The following is a 16,089-nucleotide window of genomic DNA, read 5'->3' as shown; positions in this document are numbered from 1 at the left end:
CGCCCATGCGAATCGTCGCCGTACCTTTTGTCCTCCTCATGGTTGTGTCGACGTCATACGCCGACGATTTCCGGCCGAGAGCGGCAGCAGCCCCTGACCTGGTTCACCCGAAGCGCTTCCAATCCAACGGTTTGAGCTTCCAGATCCCGGCGGACTGGCGGATCACGGCAAACGACGCGCTCCAGGACACCGAAGGGCGGGGAGTCAGTATCCAGGCTGACAAAGCCGCATTCGAAGTACTGAATCTGGACGTCGTTGTTCAGGTGGTGCGGACCAAGGTCGCAGCTTCTTTCGAAGGTACGGCGCAGTATCTCTACAAGAGCGAGGTGGACGACAACGCGGCGCAGTACACGCAGCCGAACTTTGCCCCGTTCATGTTGGATAACAAATATCCGGCGCTCGCTTCACGCTATACGCACAAGATCTTCAATCAAGACGAGCTCTACGCGCATCGTCTCGATCTCGTTACAAGCAAGGTCTGCGGCAACGGGTGGACCTGTGTAATCTTGTCGTCCGGATTGGCGGCAAACGAAAGCGCCGCCAAGCAAGGCATGGCCAGGATCTACGAAACGATCCGCTACGAACCCTGATGTCGACCTTGGTGACGATCCACTATTCCTCTCTCGACGCCGCGTTTCAGGCACACCCGGTCAGGATCGCGGATTGGGGATACATCCGCTGTCGGGAAGCAGACCTGACCCCATTCGGCGTGGTGTTTTTCGACGACATCGAGGATCCCGGAGTCTGTCGACGTGCGGCATTTGCGGCGGAAGGCGGCGGTCTGATCGTGTTGACCATTTACGCTGCCGCGGTGGGAGACGCCGTCTTGTTTGCGTCCGACAGACGCATCGATTCCGCACGGCATTGGCGTGACGGGGTGCCGGACGCCTTCGCGCACTGGCTTGACGCGTTTGACTTCGTGTATTTCGGGGCGCCGACATAAGCTTCCTTTGGTCGATGCATTCGGTCCGTCGCATCACCATCGCCGCAGGCTTCGTCAAGCGCGGCATTCGACCGCGAGCAACTCAACCGGCAACAACGGCCGGTGTGATCTCGCGGGTACGAAATGGGCATAATTACGGCTCGCTGCACGAACGCGACAAACAGTAACCGCGCGCATTCGGCCGTTACGCAATAGGGGGCGGAGAAGGAGGCGATTCGCCACCTCGCTCGAGCCCTAGACGCATTTGCCCCAGCTACAACCGCACCACCCATGTTGACCACTTCCGTGACCGAAGCATCGCTGAAACACATCCTCGAGCGCCCTGGCGACTTCGCAGGATGGCTCTACTTGCCGCCCATGCCATGGACGCTCGATACCGAAGGCGTGTTCTTTGAAGACACCCAGGATGCGGAGGACGCTGCCGCCCCTGCTGCCGCGAATCAACCCGGTTGGCGGATCACGTTGGACAGCGCGACGATCGAGGACATCGTGATCAACGCCCACGATCAAGTCGACGAACCAAGCGTGGCGCAGTTGCTCGATGCGTTCGTTTTTTACGTCGAGAACGACGCGTTCATCCTGTTCTGACGACATGGTCTGCCACAAGTCGCGATGAAATCCTGGCATGACGTGCTGATTGCAGCCGATCCGCTCGTACGATTTCTCGAGCAGGACGCATTTTTTGGTGCCGCCTATCGCGGCGATCCAGTGACGCATCACGTTGTCCGGGATGCGGCGATCGCACGTCACTTCGCGACCGATGATTCGTTCGACGACTTCGACGAATGGGAGTCGGTCAGCGACGCTGAGGAGGTGTTTCCCGCTGGCTTCGAATGGAGCCGCCAGATTGCATCCCGGTTGATGAAGAATCGGCACTGGGGCATCGAGGGCAAGCACTTCAACGGGGCAGATCTCAAGTGGACGAATGCGGTGTCGTGTCCGCTGATCGAATTGATGACCAGGGATATCGGCATTCTGTTTCAGTGCTACGCCAACGACTGCTTCCCGCCGATTTGGGACAGCATTCTGCATGCCTATCTCGACGGCGGTTTCCCGTGTGGCTGGGATGGCCGGCATCCCGAGGGCAGGTTGGTCGTGTTTTCGAATGCCTAGCCGGTGCGGAGGGCGCCTGCGACCCAAATGCAGTCATGCGATGCAGTACGCGTGAGACCCCGCCGACACCTACCATCGACTGGAGCACGACGCGACGCGGGTCGAGAACTAGAGGGTGACCGAGTATGAATGCAGAATTCCTTGTTGATATTTTCGAGGCGGCCGGTGCGTTCTCGGAAGGTGACCTGGCTCCGATTCAGCGGCTGCTGCCCAACATTGCAAGACAGGATGTGCTCGAGGGCATGCCCATCCTGTTCCAGGTCGCAAGAAGTCGAGCGATCTTCGATTTTCTGGACGGCAACCACGTGAATTTCCTGCAGAGGAACGAGCGCACCGGAGATACGTTTCTGCATTGCGCGACGCTGGATCGCGATGCGGCGCTCTTCGAGCAAGCGGTGGCGTGGTATGCGGCGCGGAGCCTGCTGGACGAGCCGAACCGCAGCGGCATCACGGCGCTATCGGCGGCGTTGAAATTCGGATTGATCGCGCGAGCGGAGAAACTGATCGACGCCGGTGCCGACATGTCGACGGTGGCGGCAAACGGTCTCACACCGATCCGGCAGGCGCTCTATTGTCTCGACGGGGAAGACGCCGCGATATCGGGGCTGAATGTGCTGTTGCGCAGAGGGGTGGAGGTGAGCCGCGATGAGGCGCTTCATTTGAAGCAATCCGCGTCCGATCTCGGCAGGAACGAGGTCGGGAAGTGGCTCGATGGACACCTGAAATTCGACTGATGGCGTCGTCGATCTCCGGGATCGAGGATTCACGCAGATGCTGGCATGCGGCAGACAGGGAGACGCGACGCCGGCATCGTTCACAAGCGCTTCGGCAACGCGCAAGGTCAACGGGAGGCACGATATGCCCAATCGGGATCTGAATCGGTTCATCGTCCGGATTCGCGGCACGGTGGACGCACGCGCAAGCATCGGTGTACGTGCTCCCGATCATCCGGCACACGCGAAATCCGTCTCGGTCAGCGCTGAAATTGCCGCATGGTTCAACGCGCTCGACGACGTCGATCTGTCGATCCCCTGGACCGCTGACGACCTCCTGTTATACGGCAACCCGGCGAGCCTCGCGATCGGCCAGACCGGCTATCGCATCGACGCATCGGGCCGGCGGCTGTCCGGATGGCACGACGACTGGATCTTGTTGGGTCAGATGGGCGGCGATCCTGTTATCGTCGTGCCGGAAGGCGAGGTGCTGTTCGACCGCCACGGCGCGTGCGCCTGGACCCCATTGCGCGTCGCGCCATCCCTCACGCATTTCGCGCACGCGCTATGGATCTGGTGCGATCTGTATGTCGGAAAGCATGCACGCGATATCGTCGACGACACGGATGAAATCCGGCCGGCATTCCTTGCGGAAGTCCGGTCGCGGATAAGCGACGCGCTGCCGGATGCCGAAGCGGCGGTTTTCATGGAGATGGTTGCTGGGTGAATGCGGGCGAGTCGTGTGATGAGATTGGACGGCCACGACACGGATGACCTGGCAGACGCTTGCACACGATTCGCGCGCCGGTGTGTAACGAACCACAGTGATGAAGGTCCACCGACAATGAACGAGACCCGTGTTTGGCCCAGTGGCAATGGCAAGCCTGTCTGCATGCTCCGATTCGACCATGCTGAATGCGCGGCGTTGACCGGGATTCCGTTCGAGAAGGGTGTCGACGATCTGGACGAATACTTTGCATGCGTTCTGGTCGACGACAGGGTCGGGCCGATGCAGTTCATGTATTACCTCAACGCGCCGATAAAAGGCGTGGTCGTCAGCGTCGATTCGCGGGTGAAGACCGCGCATGCGGTAGAAGTCGTGAAGACGCGGTTCGGTTTGGCCGCGTCCGATTTCTATTGGGTGACGAGTATTGAGTAACGGATCAGGTCGAGCGTAAAGCGCCGAACGTCGCTCGGACAACGTAACCCGTCCGTTTGAGCAAGGGCGAAGGACATCGAATGCGAACCACGAAAGTGATCGAAGAAGCGTATATCGGCAGCCGTTCGCACGTGACGGAAGCGCACTGCGACAGCGTTGCGCAAGCCATCACCGCAGTCGAAAGGCTGAACGGAAGCGATCGCTCGACTGTCGCATTCGAGACGAGCGATGCAATGGTGATGTCGATAGGTGGCGGCAGCGACGACCGGTATGTCGTGTTCATTGCGTCGCACGTCGACGCCGCGTTACTGAATCTGACGACACCCACCGCACCGGCTGGCGAAACGATCGAACTGGTCACGGGTGGCCAGCGCGGCAGCTATCGGGTGCGAGACTGCGTGGATCGCGCGACGGCCGTGCAAGCAGCGATTTATTTCGTCTCGAGCGGCGGCGCCGATCCCGCGCTATGTTGGCAACCCGGCTGATACGCCGATACAGACGCGGCGAGCATTGAGGCAGACCGATCGATGACCCGAACAGCAACCATCGGTACGACCACGGCGGAAATCGAAGCGGCCGAAGCAGCGCTCGGCCGCGCGTTGCCGCACACGTTCGCGGCATGGCTGCTGCTCAACAATGGCCGGTCGCTCGGCGGATTGCCCGTGTTCCCCGTCTTCGATGCGCGCAATCCGCGCAAGACGTGGAATTCGATCGTTCGGCACTACAACGAAGGCTGGCGCGAGTGGCGAGACAACTTCGACCACGCGGATGCCGATTTCTCGACCCTGTTGCCGTTTGCCGAGTTCGGGACGGGTGACTACTATTGCTTCGATTACGACCGGATCGATGCGTCGCTGGAGCCGGCCATCGTCCTCTGGTCGCACGAGACGGGCGAGACGGCGCACGTGGCCGACGATTTCGCCACCTTTCTGTCGATGCGGGGCCATGCGGGAGCAGGAGCGAATTGAACGTGACCGATGATTCCGTTGCGATGCGCGAGCGCCAGGAGGCGGTGTGTGCACGATACGGTCTGCGAGCAGCCGAACCTGAGGACATGGTTGCCGTCGCCATGTCGACGCTCGGGAAAACGCCTGTCTACGGCACGCGCGTGAGGCTGTCCGAAGGTCACAACATCAGCTGGTTCTTTCATTGCGGCGAATACTCGGATGCGGACGATTTCTATCAGCCGCTGCATGTCGCGCATCTGTCTACATTCCTGCCGCTGGTCCTGCCTTATCTGATGCTGCCGGCCGGCGCGCGTTTCATCATCGACGCCACCGGTTACGAGGACATCTGGATGGATCTGCCGGACCACGAGGCGTCACGGTGAGTGCGCGGCAAACCTTCCGCAAGGCATTGATGCTGCTCGATCGCGGCATGACGGATCGTGGCGAAGCTGCGCTGTGTCTGGCGCTGACCGAGGCCGAGCAGGAAGGCGATCGCGTTGCGCTCGTGCAGTCGCTCGTCGCACTCGGGGAGTTGTGGTGCGAAACGTCACGCGGCGTATCGGCACGGCCGTTCCTGGAGCGGGCGCTTGCGGCGGCAAGCGGCACGGATGCCGACCTGCTGGCGTGCGAGCGTGACAAGGCCGAGCAATGGCTGGCGCGTATCGAATGCGAGCGCATCGGATTGCAGGTTCGCGGCCCGGAAGATTTCAAGAACAGAACCTTCACGCTTGCCGAGTTCATCGCCGTCGTCCGTGCGAAGGCCGAACGGCGGGAGCGCTACGATCCCGCCTGGCTATACGATGTTTACGGAAAGGACGGCGACGCAGCGCTGCACCCGCAACAGACGATTTACATCGGCGATACGGTACAGGTCGACGACGAGGATCGCGAGATCTACCCTGAAAGGGTCACCGAGCTGGGTTACGTATTCCAGTACTCGTGCGAGCATTTTCAGGACGTCGTCGATCTCGCCTATCGCCAGAAGCCGGACGCATCGATCGAGGACATCGTCCGCTGCCTCAACCATTTCGATCGCCACGACGACTTCCTCGATCTGGGCCCGAACGGCATGCGGTCGCGCGCATGACTGAACGGCATGCTGCAATAAAAAAGGACCGCTCGGCGGTCCTTTTTTTATCGTGAAGCGACGCGCAAAAAACGACGCCCCTCAAGGCAACGAAATCGTCAGATTTGCCGATTCCGGCCCGACCTTGATCACTTGCGAATAAGGCGCCAGCGCCTGCAGCGTCTTGTCCTTCAGATACGTGTTGAGCCCGAGATAGCCGAGCAGCGCAACCAGCGCGAACACCGCCCCGATCGCCCAAACCGGCACCTCGCGCTTCAATCGGTGCGCGATCTGGTCCGGCAGCGGCCAATGCGGCGCGAACGGCGCCCGCTTGCCCTTCATATGCGCGATCTCGTCCCCCAGCCGCGCGGTGAGGTACGCCAGCTTCTCCGGCCCTTCGAGCAGATACTTGCCCTGGAATCCGAGCAGCAGGCACATATGAAACACCTCGAGCGACTGCAGCCGCGCCGCACCCTGCGCGCGGCAATCCTCGAGATACTGGAAGAACTTCTCGCCCGCGAGCTGCTCGCCGAACAGCACGAGCTGCAGCGGCCGGCGCTCCCAGTCCGTGCGGATCTTGAACTGCGACGACAGCACCATCTCGTCGATGGCCGCGCAGAACGCGAACTTCGCGCTGTACACATCTTCAGCCGCGATATTCAGCTTCTTCGCCCCGCGCTCGAAGTCCGACAGGAATTCCTGGATCCGCGTGCTGAACTCGCCCGCGTTCTCCGGCTCCCGCCCGTTCTTGAGCAGGAACAGCATGAAGAACCCGTCGTACAGCAGGTCGAGCAACGAACGGGCCTGGAACGAGGCGTCGGTCGACGCCGGCGTATGCAGCGGTGCCGGCGCGTTGTCGCCGAACAGGGAAGGCGCGTAGCTCATGATGTGACCGCGATCAGTTCGAATTTCAGGTCATTGATGCCAGTCGGCGCGTAGATCATCGCGGACTGGGCCTGCAGCATGCGCTCGTACAGCGCGCCGCGCGAATCGAGCGCGAAGTAGCAGGCGCCCGGGCGCACCGGAATCGCGGGCGGCACCTGCGGCGTGTACGAGAGCCGCACGCCGGGCATGGCCGACAGCACGAGCTTGTCGACGTCGTCGGGCGCGCCGACCTTGAAGCGGGCCGGCACCGCATCGACGAGCTCGACGCTCGGCATGTCCGCGGACACCGCGAGGTAGAACTCGGTCTTGTCGTCGATCTTGCCCGAATCGAGGCGGCCGAGGTGGAACGACGGGCGCACTTCGTCGAGCGTGATCGCGAAGTAGCGCGTCGAGATCACGGTATCGAGCAGTTCGCGCAGCATCAGGTCGAGACGCGCAAAGCTCGGGCCCGGATCGTCGTGGCGGTACACCGGCAGGTCGGCGAGCGTATAGCCCTTCGAGAACGTCATCAGCTGGCCCGCGAGGCGCAGCAGTTCCTGGAACAGCCGCTCCGGATGCAGCGCCGAATGCTGGTGCAGGTGCGCGAGCGTCGCGAACGCGGCGTTGGCGGTGTGCAGCAGCCAGAACGACGCGATGTCGCCCGAGCGGAACTCGATGATGTTCTTCGACGGCTCGCGGTGGAAGCCGTACAGCGCGTTCACCTTCGCCTGCAGCGCGTCGACGAGCTGGCGCAGGCGCTGGTGCAGGATCGGCGACGCGTCGATCGCGAGGCACGGCGGCACGAAGCTGTCGTCGATCTCGAAACCGGACGTCGCGGTGCGGCGCACGCGCACGAGCGGTACCGACAGCAGCTGGTCGCGCGGTTCGCTGTGCGCGATCAGCTTGACCTGCGTCTTCAGGAACGTGATGTCGGCTTCGGCCGCGTCGGTGAAGTTGTCGGCGACGCTCGTCTGCTCGCTGACGAAACGCGTCATGAAGCCGGCGGCCGGATCGTCGCTGTAGTTGGTGGCGTTCTCGCGCAGCGGATGCAGCGCGAGATAGAACACGAATTCATTGATGCCGTCAGGCAGCGTGTCCAGCGCGATCGGCGGCGGCAGGTCGTCGGCCTGCGGCGCGGCATACAGCGCGCCGTCCGGGAACACGAGCGCGAGCTCGGCCACCCGCAGCACGTTGCTGCCGAGCGCATCGCGGTCGATGCGTACCGTGCGCACGCCCCAGTTGTACGGCTGGATCGCCTGGATCGATTCGAACAGGCGCGCTTCGTGGTACGCGTCCTGTCGCTGAAAGTGTTGAGGCCGGAGGAACAGCCCTTCCCCCCACAGCACCTTGGCCGAATAACTCATGTCAAATCCGGTTAATGTCGCGTTGCGATGTAATCGATTTGTTCGTGCCCGAATTAAATCGCCAATTGTTAACTCTTGTTAATTGACATTCGTGCGTCATTGTTTAACCGCAGGAGACCGAAGAAAGCAAATTCAGCGGTTGCGAAGGCGCACCCTGTTGCGGTGCGATGACAGTGCCGTCGGTGACCGTCATCGCGCAATTATGCAGGCCGATGATTATGCCGGATTTCTCCGACTTCACCGGATCGAACGTCAGTTTCCATCGTTGCAGTGCGGGATCGCGGAACAGCGCGACGATGCCGAATGCCTGCGCTTCGCGCGAAACCTTCTCGGTCGCCGTGTAGCGCTGGCCCGGAATCAGCGTGATTTCACGCACGTTCAGCAGGTCGGCGCCCAGCGCGGCCTTTTCCTTGGTCGGGTCGGTAAATGCGTCGAACGGCGCCTGCTGGAACGACGTCGGGTCCTTCAGCGTATAGAGCCGCACGACGAGCGCGAGCGGCTTGTTGTCGGTCGCGGCATTCAGGTTCGGCGCGGCGGCGAGCGTGATGCCGAGGTTGCGCGGCGGCTTCTGCGCGTCGGGTACCTCGGGCTTGCCGATGCCGGCCGCGGACATCACGGCGCTCGCGGCCGAGCCGAGCAGCGGGGCGGCCGCGCATCCGGCCAGAAGCGCGCAGGCAACCAATGGCAGCGCAAAGCGAATCATCAACGATCTCATCGTATTTCCGGCGTGCCGCCTTTATCCCTGTCAAATCTGCCGGGTAATTCCGCGCTCGCTGCGTATCCCCGACATTGCACCATTCAACTATTAAGCACGCCCGCGTCGTGGCAAGCGTCCGGAAAATTTTTCCGCCATTCGGGCGGCACGTCGCGCAACCAGTAAAATTTGCCCATTCCGGCTGATGGCAAAATCGCTGCGAGCCCGCCGCGAGAGGCCATTGGAGGGGGTAGCGTTCGGTTTTAAAAGGAATTACTCTTCACACGACGATTGAATTATGAAAAATTGATCGGTACTATACCCGCGCGCTTCTTGCAAAGCAAAAGAACCAGATTCTCAACGATTTAAAACTCACGCGCCGGTGGATATAACGATGAAAGACCGTCTCTTCGCAAAACTGTCTGGGGTAGTAGTGGCTTGCGGCGTGATCGCCGGTTGTGCGAGCCAGCCTCCCGCGCCGCCGACTGCTGAAGTGTTCAACAAGTCGCTGGCCGATGCGGACGCAGTTGCGAAGGCGGGGGACCAGGACAAGGCCCTCGGCCTGTACCAGCAGCTCGCGAAGTCGGATCCGACGCGCGAAGAGCCGTGGTCGCGCATCGCGCAAATCCAGTTCGCCCAGAACCACTACGGTCAGGCCATCGTTGCCGCGCAGGAAGCACTGCAGCGCGACGCGACCGACCGTCAGGCGAAGAGCGTGCTGGCCGTGGCCGGCCTGCGGATCGCGACGCAGTCGCTCGGCGAGCTGCGCCAGGATTCGTCGCTCGCGGGCGATGCGAAGTCCGATGCGCAGGCGCTCGCGAAGCAGTTGCGCGATACGCTGGGCGAATCGGCGCTGTTCCCGCCGGAGACGAATGCCCGCCCCGCTGTCCGGACCAAGCGGGTCCGCACGGTCGTGCACAAGAAGGTCAACCCGACGCCAGGCGGTGACACTACCGCTACGGTGACGCCGACGAACACGTCGTCGGGCGGCGGGGCGAAGGGCGGTGACCCGTTCGGTGCACTGCGCAACTGACCGCAAACTGACGCGATAACCACAACTAACCTGGGAGCCGTCGAGATGGCCAAGAAAGAAAGCATTCAGAAAAGCTTGCAGAAAATACGGCCGCCGCGCGTCCAACTGACCTACGAGGTCGAGAAGGGCGACGCGATCGAGGTGAAGGAACTGCCGTTCGTCGTCGGGGTCGTCGGCGATCTGGCGGGCCAGTCCGAAATCGAGCAGCCGAAGCTGCGCGACCGTAAATTCGTCAACATCGATCGCGACAATTTCGACGACGTGATGAAGGCGATCGAGCCGCGTGCCGCGTTCCAGGTGGAAAACCGCCTGAGCCCGGAAGGCGGCAAGTTCGCGGTCGACCTGAAATTCCGTTCGCTGTCGGATTTCAGCCCGGACGAAGTCGTCGAACAGGTCGAGCCGCTGCGCCGCCTGCTCGAGGCGCGCTCGAAGCTCGCCGACCTGCGCAACAAGCTCGCCGGCAACGACAAGCTCGAGGATCTGCTGTCCGATGTGCTGAAGAACACGCAGCAGCTGCATGAGCTCGCGAAGGGCACGGGCGGCGACAAAGACGGCGAATGACGACGGAGTGTTGAGATGAACCAGCAAACGGCTGCGGCCCAAGCGAGCGGCGCGGACTACGCCGCCGGGACCTCGCTGCTCGACGACATCGTCGAGAAGAGCAAGGTCGCGAAATCCGATTCCGAGCATGCGCGTGCGAAGGACCTGATCGGCGAACTCGTGCACCAGGTGCTCGACGGCACGGTGATCGTGTCGGACAACCTGTCGGCCACGATCGACGCGCGCGTCGCGGAACTCGACCGCCTGATTTCCACGCAGCTTTCCGCCGTGATGCACGCGCCGGAATTCCAGCGCCTAGAAAGCACGTGGCGCGGGATGGATTATCTGGTCAAGGAAAGCAACACCGGCCAGACGATCAAGATCAAGGCGCTGCACGCACCGAAGCGCGACCTCGTGCGCGACTTCAAGGGCGCGAGCGAGTTCGACCAGAGCGCGCTGTTCAAGAAGGTCTACGAAGAAGAGTTCGGCACGTTCGGCGGCTCGCCGTTCGGTGCGCTGATCGGCGATTACGAGATCTCGCGCCAGCCGGAAGACATGTACTTCATCGAGCAGATGTCGCACGTTGCAGCGGCCGCGCATGCGCCGTTCATCGCGTCGGCATCGCCCGAGCTGCTCGGCCTCGAGTCGTTCTCCGACCTCGGCAAGCCGCGCGACCTGGGCAAGGTGTTCGATACGGTCGAATATGCGAAGTGGAAGTCGTTCCGCGACGCCGAAGATTCGCGCTACGTCGGCCTGACGCTGCCGCGCTTCCTCGGCCGCCTGCCGTTCAATCCGAAGGACGGCCAGACCGCGGAGAACTTCAACTTCGTCGAGGACGTCGACGGCACGGACCACGACAAGTACCTGTGGTGCAACGCCGCGTGGGCGTTCGCTGCGCGCCTGACGGCCGCATTCGACGACTTCGGCTGGTGCGCGGCGATCCGCGGCGTCGAAGGCGGCGGCCTCGTCGAGGACCTGCCGACCCACACGTTCAAGACCGACGACGGTGAAGTCGCGCTGAAGTGCCCGACCGAAATCGCGATCACCGATCGCCGCGAGAAGGAGCTGAGCGACCTCGGCTTCATCCCGCTCGTCCATTGCAAGAACTCAGATTACGCCGCGTTCTTCGCTGCGCAGTCGGTGCAAAAGCCCAAGAAATACAGCACCGACAGCGCGAATGCGAACGCCGTCCTGTCCGCCCAGCTTCAGTACATCTTCTCGGTATCGCGCGTCGCGCACTACCTGAAGGCGATGATGCGGGACAAGATCGGCAGCTTCGCATCGGCGCAGAACGTGGAGACTTTCCTCAACCGGTGGATTTCGCAGTACGTCCTGCTCGACGATAACGCCTCGCAGGAACAGAAAGCGCAATTTCCGCTGCGTGAGGCATCCATACAAGTGTCGGAGATTCCGGGCAAGCCGGGCTCGTATCGTTCGGTCGCGTTCCTGCGCCCGCACTTTCAGCTCGACGAACTCTCGATTTCTCTGCGACTTGTCGCTGATCTGCCCAAACCGGCAAATTCATAAGCGAGTAGATCGCCCGGGCGGGCCGCCTGGGTAGGACGTTAAAACCACCTCTTTGGGGAGTCGAAGGGCCATGTTACATATGCACTTGCAGTTTGGTAGTCCCGCGGTGAAGGGCGAATCCGCGGACAAGGACCACCAGGGCTGGATCGAGCTGAAATCGTGGGATCACTCGATCGTTCAACCGCGTTCGGCAACCGCATCGACCGCTGGCGGTCACACGATGACGCGTTGCGAGCACGGCGACATGATTTTCACGAAGGAAATCGATTCGTCGAGCCCGCTGCTGTACCAACACGCTTCGGGCGGTACCACGTTCGACGAGGTGACGGTCCATTTCTCGCGCGCTGACGGTGAAGGCAAGCGCGTGCAGTATCTGGAAGTCAAGCTCAAGTACGTGATCATCTCGAGCATCGCCCCGAGCGTTCGCGAAGAAGGTCTGCCGCTCGAGACGTTCTCGCTGAAGTACGCAGCTGTGCAGTGGAAGCAAACCCAGCAGAAGATCGGCGGCAACCAGGGCGGCAACACGCAAGGCGCCTGGAGTCTGACGAAGAACGACAAGACCTACGCGGTCTAAGGTCGGTTGCGGCAACGGGGCGCGCAGCGTCCCGTTGCCGTTTTCGCTGTGAACACCGGCCGATGAAACGATTCGAACCCAGTTTTCTCGACAAGCTGTTCGACGACGAACCGCACCTGCCGGCCTCGGCAGCGATGCGGCAATTGTCGCTGGACGAGCTCAAGAACACGGTCGCCCGCGACGTCGAGGCGATTCTCAACACCCGTATCGCCCACACCGAAATCGAGCTGGCCGCGCTGCCGGAATGCCAGAAGTCGGTGCTGACCTACGGGCTGAACGATTTCGCGGGGCTGAGCCTCGCGAGTCACTACGATCGCGCGTTCATCTGCAAGTCGATCCAGCAGGCCATCGCGCGTCACGAGCCGCGGCTGCAGCAGGTGCAGGTGACGTTCGAGCTGAACGAGCAGGCCACCAACGCGCTCTACTTCGCGATCCAGGCGCTGCTCGTCGTGCACCCGGCCGAGGAGCCGGTGAGTTTCGACGCGATGCTGCAGCCGTCGACGCTGCAGTATTCGGTCACGCGCGCACGCGCCGCAAGAATGCAGTAAATCATGCCGCCGAGCGGGCCGGACCGCCCGGTGGTGGATCAGGGTCCGGCAGGAAATATTGAGGTTCGGGGTCGTCGATGGAAGAATTGCTGCCGTATTACGAGCGCGAATTATCGTTTTTGCGGCGCTATTCGCGAGATTTCGCGGAACGCTATCCGAAGATCGCGGCGCGGCTCGCGCTGTCGGGCGAGCATTGCGAGGATCCGCACGTCGAGCGGATGATCGAGTCGTTCGCGCTGCTCGGCGCGCGGATCAACAAGAAGCTCGACGACGATTACCCCGAATTCACCGAAGCGCTGCTGGAAGTGCTGTATCCGCACTACCTGCGGCCGTTCCCGTCGTGCTCGATCGCGCAGTTCACGCCGGCGTCGCCCGGCCAGCAGACCGAACCGGTCGTGATCGATCGCGGCACCGAGCTGAAGAGCCGCCCGATTCGCGGCGTACAGTGCCGGTTCCGCACCGCCTACGACGTGACGCTCGCGCCGATCCGCATCTCGGAAGCCCGCTACACGCCGGTCGCACTCGCGCCGAGCGCGACGGTGCTGCCGTCGAACGCGACGGGCGTGATCTCGATCACCTTCGAATCACTCGCCGCGCAGCTCGATCTCGGCGCGCTGAAGCTGCCGACGCTGCGCGCGCACCTGCACGGCGAGCAGTCGTTCGTCGCCGCGCTGACGGACTGCCTGTTCGTCAATGTGCTCGGCGCGTATGTCGAGCCCGAACGCAACGGCCGCTGGACCGCGCTGCGCAAGCTGCCGATCGCGCACGCCGGCTTCGACGAGGAAGACGCGCTGATCGACTACCCGGCGAAATCGCATCCCGCGTATCGCCTGCTCACTGAATACTTCGCGTTCCCCGACAAGTTCGATTTCGTCGACTTCGACATCGCGGCGATCGCGCGCGCGACCGGCCGCTGCCAGCGCGCGACGCTGCATCTCGTGCTGCAGGACGTGCGCAGCGATTCGCACGTCGCGCGGCTGCTCGAACTGCTGACGGCGAGCCACTTCCGGCTGTTCTGCACGCCGATCGTCAACCTGTTCCGCCAGCACGGCGAGCCGATCCGCATCACGCACCGCGCGGTGTCCTACCCGGTGATCGCCGAGGCGCGGCGCGCGTTCGCGTACGAGGTGTATTCGATCGATTCGGTGAAGCTCGTCCGGCAGCAGGCGCACGAGGAATCGGTGATCGAGTTCCGGCCGTTCTATTCGCTGCATCACGGCGAATCGGCGCGGATCGGCCATTACTGGTTCGCGCGCCGCAACGACTGGGTCGCGCAGAAGAGCCCCGGTTATGAAACCGAGATCTCGATCGTCGACATCGATTTCGAGCCGACGTCGCCGCAGACCGACACGCTGAGCCTCGACCTCACCTGCACGAACCGCGACCTGCCGGCGATGCTCGCGTTCGGGCTCGAAGGCGGCGACCTGTTTCAGGAAGGCGGCGCGCAGACGAGCGGCATTTCGCTGCTGCGCCGCCCGACGCAGAGCGTGCGCTTCGAGCGCGGCCGCGCCGCGCACTGGCGGCTCGTGTCGCACCTCGCGCTCAATCACGTGTCGCTGGTCGCGCACGGCCTCGCACCGCTGAAGGAAATGCTGACGCTGTACGACCTGCGGCGCACCGCCGTGTCGATGCGCCAGATCGACGGCCTCGCCGGCGTCGAGCAGCGCGGCGCCGTGCAGTGGCTGCCCGGCAAGCCGTTCGCGACCTTCGTGCGCGGCATCGAGATCCGCCTGACGATCGACGAGGAGCACTTCGTCGGCGCGAGCCTGGCCTCGTTCGTGCGCGTGCTCGACAGCTTCTTCGGGCTGTACGTCCACCTCAACAGTTTCGTTCAACTAGTCGTCGTGTCGAAGCGCACCGGCGAGGAGATCATCCGATGCAAGCCCCGGACCGGCGAATCGATCCTGGCGTAGTCGACGCGCTGCTCGACGAACCGCACCGCTTCGAGTTCTTTCAGGCGGTGCGCGTGCTCGAAGGGCTGTTCGCGCGGCAGGCGTCGGACGCGCCCGGCGCGTGGCGGCACGGCGACGTGGTCGCGCAGCGCATCGAATTCCGCAACACGCTGTCGCTCAGCTTTCCGCCGAGCGAGATCGAAGGCGCGCGCTCGTTCGACGACGACGGCACCCAGCTCAAGACGGGCGAGGCGCGCGGCGCCGCGCTCGCGGCTGGCGAGCTCGGCCACGTCGAGCTGACGCCTGCGTTCTTCGGGTTGCTCGGCGGGCAGGGCGCGTTGCCGCTGCATTACACCGAACAGATCGTCGCGCGCGAGCACCTGAAGCGCGACCATGCGGCGCGCGCATTCTTCGATGTGTTCTCGAACCGCGCGACCGCGCTGTTCTATGCCGCGTGGAAGAAATACCGGCTGCCGTTCCATTACGAGCTCGACCGCGATGAACGCTACCTACCGCTGCTGCTCGCGATCGCGGGCGTGCCGAGCGACGAGGTGCGCGACAGCCTCGCGGCCGGCGCGGGAGGCGTGCTCGACGAGGCCGTCGCCGGCTACGCGCTGGCCGCGCGGCACCGGCCGATGTCGGCCGCGTACCTGCAGCGCACGCTGTCCGACTATTTCCGCGTGCCGGTGAAGATCGACCAGTTCGTCGGCAAGTGGTACGACGTGCCGCCCGACCAGCTGAGCGTGCTCGGCGAGGTCAACGCGGTGCTCGGCGCGACGGCGCTCGTCGGCGAGCGCGTGTGGCAGCGCGACATGCGCGCGCGGATCGTCGTCGGCCCGCTGTCCAAGCGCGACTACGAGGCGTTCCTGCCCGGCGGCGCGCAGGCCATCGCACTGGAGCGGATGCTGACGCTGCTCGCCGGCGTCACGCTCGAATACGAGGTGAGGCTCGTGCTCAAGCGCACCGAGGTGGGCGCGAGCGTGCTCGGCGCGGGCTCGCGGCTCGGCTGGGACGCGTTCCTGTGCACGCGCGACGCGGTCGAGGATCGCTCCGACGCCCGCTACGAGCTGCACGTGATTCACTGATTCCGAACGACAACAAACACGCAATCG

The 16,089-nt window shown here is 63.1% G+C and carries 21 protein-coding genes; 18 read left to right on the top strand and 3 right to left on the bottom strand.

The window, feature by feature from the left end:
- Window positions 1-5 precede the first annotated feature (5 nt).
- From LGN19_RS32015 to LGN19_RS31965, 11 genes are all read left to right on the top strand, one after another.
- Window positions 6-590 (top strand): hypothetical protein, encoded by a 585-nt coding sequence (locus LGN19_RS32015; RefSeq protein ID WP_226219250.1) that lies wholly within the window; start codon window positions 6-8, stop codon window positions 588-590.
- Window positions 590-943 (top strand): hypothetical protein, encoded by a 354-nt coding sequence (locus LGN19_RS32010; protein WP_226219248.1) that lies wholly within the window; start codon window positions 590-592, stop codon window positions 941-943. Before LGN19_RS32015 ends, LGN19_RS32010 begins: the two co-directional genes overlap by 1 nt.
- A gap of 270 nt (window positions 944-1,213) precedes the next feature.
- The gene (locus LGN19_RS32005; protein ID WP_226219246.1) at window positions 1,214-1,531 is read left to right on the top strand and encodes a hypothetical protein; all 318 of its coding nucleotides are present in this window, start codon (window positions 1,214-1,216) and stop codon (window positions 1,529-1,531) included.
- Window positions 1,532-1,555: 24 nt separating this feature from the next.
- On the top strand, window positions 1,556-2,056 hold the full coding sequence (locus LGN19_RS32000; protein ID WP_226219243.1) for a hypothetical protein: 501 nt from the start codon (window positions 1,556-1,558) through the stop codon (window positions 2,054-2,056).
- A gap of 125 nt (window positions 2,057-2,181) precedes the next feature.
- Complete coding sequence (locus LGN19_RS31995) at window positions 2,182-2,790, top strand: ankyrin repeat domain-containing protein (protein ID WP_122944319.1); 609 nt, start codon at window positions 2,182-2,184, stop codon at window positions 2,788-2,790.
- A gap of 37 nt (window positions 2,791-2,827) precedes the next feature.
- On the top strand, window positions 2,828-3,496 hold the full coding sequence (locus LGN19_RS31990) for a hypothetical protein (protein WP_226219242.1): 669 nt from the start codon (window positions 2,828-2,830) through the stop codon (window positions 3,494-3,496).
- Window positions 3,497-3,613: 117 nt separating this feature from the next.
- Window positions 3,614-3,928, top strand: coding sequence for a hypothetical protein (locus LGN19_RS31985; protein ID WP_164462525.1), 315 nt, complete (start codon window positions 3,614-3,616; stop codon window positions 3,926-3,928).
- Between the two features lie 80 nt (window positions 3,929-4,008).
- Window positions 4,009-4,413: an Imm1 family immunity protein gene (locus tag LGN19_RS31980; RefSeq protein ID WP_226219240.1), complete on the top strand. Its 405-nt coding sequence runs from the start codon at window positions 4,009-4,011 to the stop codon at window positions 4,411-4,413.
- A gap of 42 nt (window positions 4,414-4,455) precedes the next feature.
- Window positions 4,456-4,896, top strand: a complete 441-nt coding sequence (locus tag LGN19_RS31975) for an SMI1/KNR4 family protein (RefSeq protein WP_226219238.1) — start codon at window positions 4,456-4,458, stop codon at window positions 4,894-4,896.
- A 2-nt stretch (window positions 4,897-4,898) separates the two neighbouring features.
- Window positions 4,899-5,258, top strand: a complete 360-nt coding sequence (locus tag LGN19_RS31970; RefSeq protein WP_226219340.1) for a hypothetical protein — start codon at window positions 4,899-4,901, stop codon at window positions 5,256-5,258.
- A complete protein-coding gene (locus LGN19_RS31965; RefSeq protein ID WP_226219236.1) occupies window positions 5,255-5,962 on the top strand; it encodes a hypothetical protein in 708 nt (235 codons plus the stop codon). The genes LGN19_RS31970 and LGN19_RS31965 overlap by 4 nt, the downstream gene beginning before the upstream one ends.
- Window positions 5,963-6,043: 81 nt before the next feature.
- On the opposite strand, the gene icmH is transcribed toward LGN19_RS31965, so the two are convergent.
- The 3 genes from icmH to tssJ all read right to left on the bottom strand — a co-directional run bounded on the left by icmH (window position 6,044) and on the right by tssJ (window position 8,884).
- Complete coding sequence (gene icmH, locus LGN19_RS31960) at window positions 6,044-6,826, bottom strand: type IVB secretion system protein IcmH/DotU (protein WP_226219234.1); 783 nt, start codon at window positions 6,824-6,826, stop codon at window positions 6,044-6,046.
- Complete coding sequence (gene tssK / locus LGN19_RS31955; RefSeq protein WP_122944328.1) at window positions 6,823-8,169, bottom strand: type VI secretion system baseplate subunit TssK; 1,347 nt, start codon at window positions 8,167-8,169, stop codon at window positions 6,823-6,825. Before tssK ends, icmH begins: the two co-directional genes overlap by 4 nt.
- Before the next feature lie 103 nt (window positions 8,170-8,272).
- Window positions 8,273-8,884 (bottom strand): type VI secretion system lipoprotein TssJ, encoded by a 612-nt coding sequence (gene tssJ / locus LGN19_RS31950; protein ID WP_122944329.1) that lies wholly within the window; start codon window positions 8,882-8,884, stop codon window positions 8,273-8,275.
- Between the two features lie 373 nt (window positions 8,885-9,257).
- Here tssJ and LGN19_RS31945 point away from each other — a divergent pair, with 373 nt between their 5' ends.
- The 7 genes from LGN19_RS31945 to tssG all read left to right on the top strand — a co-directional run bounded on the left by LGN19_RS31945 (window position 9,258) and on the right by tssG (window position 16,062).
- Window positions 9,258-9,896, top strand: coding sequence for a tetratricopeptide repeat protein (locus tag LGN19_RS31945; RefSeq protein WP_122944330.1), 639 nt, complete (start codon window positions 9,258-9,260; stop codon window positions 9,894-9,896).
- 45 nt (window positions 9,897-9,941) lie between these two features.
- Window positions 9,942-10,457 (top strand): type VI secretion system contractile sheath small subunit, encoded by a 516-nt coding sequence (gene tssB, locus LGN19_RS31940; RefSeq protein ID WP_226219232.1) that lies wholly within the window; start codon window positions 9,942-9,944, stop codon window positions 10,455-10,457.
- A 15-nt stretch (window positions 10,458-10,472) separates the two neighbouring features.
- Complete coding sequence (gene tssC, locus LGN19_RS31935) at window positions 10,473-11,963, top strand: type VI secretion system contractile sheath large subunit (protein ID WP_011350759.1); 1,491 nt, start codon at window positions 10,473-10,475, stop codon at window positions 11,961-11,963.
- Between the two features lie 70 nt (window positions 11,964-12,033).
- A complete protein-coding gene (locus LGN19_RS31930) occupies window positions 12,034-12,537 on the top strand; it encodes an Hcp family type VI secretion system effector (RefSeq protein WP_006477093.1) in 504 nt (167 codons plus the stop codon).
- A 62-nt stretch (window positions 12,538-12,599) separates the two neighbouring features.
- The gene (gene tssE / locus LGN19_RS31925) at window positions 12,600-13,085 is read left to right on the top strand and encodes a type VI secretion system baseplate subunit TssE (RefSeq protein WP_043191646.1); all 486 of its coding nucleotides are present in this window, start codon (window positions 12,600-12,602) and stop codon (window positions 13,083-13,085) included.
- Window positions 13,086-13,162: 77 nt separating this feature from the next.
- Window positions 13,163-14,998 carry a type VI secretion system baseplate subunit TssF gene (tssF, locus tag LGN19_RS31920; RefSeq protein ID WP_226219230.1) on the top strand — a complete coding sequence of 612 codons (1,836 nt, stop codon included), beginning with the start codon at window positions 13,163-13,165 and terminating at the stop codon, window positions 14,996-14,998.
- Window positions 14,962-16,062 (top strand): type VI secretion system baseplate subunit TssG, encoded by a 1,101-nt coding sequence (gene tssG, locus LGN19_RS31915; protein ID WP_226219228.1) that lies wholly within the window; start codon window positions 14,962-14,964, stop codon window positions 16,060-16,062. The genes tssF and tssG overlap by 37 nt, the downstream gene beginning before the upstream one ends.
- Window positions 16,063-16,089: the final 27 nt, after the last annotated feature.

It is taken from the genome of Burkholderia sp. AU30198 (genome assembly GCF_020419825.1).
Taxonomy (GTDB): domain Bacteria; phylum Pseudomonadota; class Gammaproteobacteria; order Burkholderiales; family Burkholderiaceae; genus Burkholderia.
Note: the sequence above shows the minus strand (reverse complement) of the source record. Positions and strands in the feature narration are given on the sequence as shown.

Bases quoted from the DNA above. Each gene is read 5' to 3' on its own strand.
- tssG (WP_226219228.1), top strand. From the start codon at position 14,962: ATGCAAGCCCCGGACCGGCGAATCGATCCTGGCGTAGTCGACGCGCTG.
- LGN19_RS31985 (WP_164462525.1), top strand. From the start codon at position 3,614: ATGAACGAGACCCGTGTTTGGCCCAGTGGCAATGGCAAGCCTGTCTGC.
- LGN19_RS31995 (WP_122944319.1), top strand. From the start codon at position 2,182: ATGAATGCAGAATTCCTTGTTGATATTTTCGAGGCGGCCGGTGCGTTC.
- icmH (WP_226219234.1), bottom strand. From the start codon at position 6,826: ATGAGCTACGCGCCTTCCCTGTTCGGCGACAACGCGCCGGCACCGCTG.
- tssJ (WP_122944329.1), bottom strand. From the start codon at position 8,884: ATGAGATCGTTGATGATTCGCTTTGCGCTGCCATTGGTTGCCTGCGCG.
- LGN19_RS31975 (WP_226219238.1), top strand. From the start codon at position 4,456: ATGACCCGAACAGCAACCATCGGTACGACCACGGCGGAAATCGAAGCG.
- LGN19_RS31990 (WP_226219242.1), top strand. From the start codon at position 2,828: ATGCTGGCATGCGGCAGACAGGGAGACGCGACGCCGGCATCGTTCACA.
- tssK (WP_122944328.1), bottom strand. From the start codon at position 8,169: ATGAGTTATTCGGCCAAGGTGCTGTGGGGGGAAGGGCTGTTCCTCCGG.
- LGN19_RS32000 (WP_226219243.1), top strand. From the start codon at position 1,556: ATGAAATCCTGGCATGACGTGCTGATTGCAGCCGATCCGCTCGTACGA.
- tssC (WP_011350759.1), top strand. From the start codon at position 10,473: ATGAACCAGCAAACGGCTGCGGCCCAAGCGAGCGGCGCGGACTACGCC.
- LGN19_RS32015 (WP_226219250.1), top strand. From the start codon at position 6: ATGCGAATCGTCGCCGTACCTTTTGTCCTCCTCATGGTTGTGTCGACG.
- LGN19_RS31980 (WP_226219240.1), top strand. From the start codon at position 4,009: ATGCGAACCACGAAAGTGATCGAAGAAGCGTATATCGGCAGCCGTTCG.
- LGN19_RS31930 (WP_006477093.1), top strand. From the start codon at position 12,034: ATGTTACATATGCACTTGCAGTTTGGTAGTCCCGCGGTGAAGGGCGAA.
- tssB (WP_226219232.1), top strand. From the start codon at position 9,942: ATGGCCAAGAAAGAAAGCATTCAGAAAAGCTTGCAGAAAATACGGCCG.
- LGN19_RS32010 (WP_226219248.1), top strand. From the start codon at position 590: ATGTCGACCTTGGTGACGATCCACTATTCCTCTCTCGACGCCGCGTTT.
- LGN19_RS31945 (WP_122944330.1), top strand. From the start codon at position 9,258: ATGAAAGACCGTCTCTTCGCAAAACTGTCTGGGGTAGTAGTGGCTTGC.
- tssE (WP_043191646.1), top strand. From the start codon at position 12,600: ATGAAACGATTCGAACCCAGTTTTCTCGACAAGCTGTTCGACGACGAA.
- LGN19_RS32005 (WP_226219246.1), top strand. From the start codon at position 1,214: ATGTTGACCACTTCCGTGACCGAAGCATCGCTGAAACACATCCTCGAG.
- tssF (WP_226219230.1), top strand. From the start codon at position 13,163: ATGGAAGAATTGCTGCCGTATTACGAGCGCGAATTATCGTTTTTGCGG.